Origin of the sequence: Pantoea sp. BAV 3049, assembly GCF_009765445.1 — a bacterium.
Lineage (GTDB): Bacteria > Pseudomonadota > Gammaproteobacteria > Enterobacterales > Enterobacteriaceae > Erwinia.
The window spans coordinates 1-281 of sequence record NZ_WHOY01000027.1 but is presented as its reverse complement, the minus strand read 5'-3'; the positions used below and the strand labels follow the sequence as shown (position 1 = coordinate 281).

Genomic DNA, 281 nt, shown 5'->3' with positions numbered 1-281 from the left:
GGCGGCGCATACCTGTACCCGCCAACAGCCTACAATCTCACGCCCGGCTGGCAGCGTATTGTGTTCACCGTCACTTCGACAGCGCGTAGTGCTCTCAGGCTGTGGCTTGGCCGGAACAGCGTTACAGGTACACCCGCATTCTGGGGTACTCAGGGCTATCTTAATGCAGGAACTTACACAGCATCATTCTACGTGCGCAGCAACGACGACAGCACGTTCCGCGTTGGGTTTGCACAGATTGAAGCTGGAGAACTGGCAACATCTCCGATTGTAACGACTGA

General features: G+C 55.9%; 1 protein-coding gene. It reads left to right on the top strand.

Annotated features, from left to right (window positions below; all coding sequences use genetic code 11):
* Positions 1–281: hypothetical protein (locus tag GSQ70_RS00695; RefSeq protein ID WP_158780485.1), on the top strand; the 281-nt coding region annotated here is incomplete at both ends.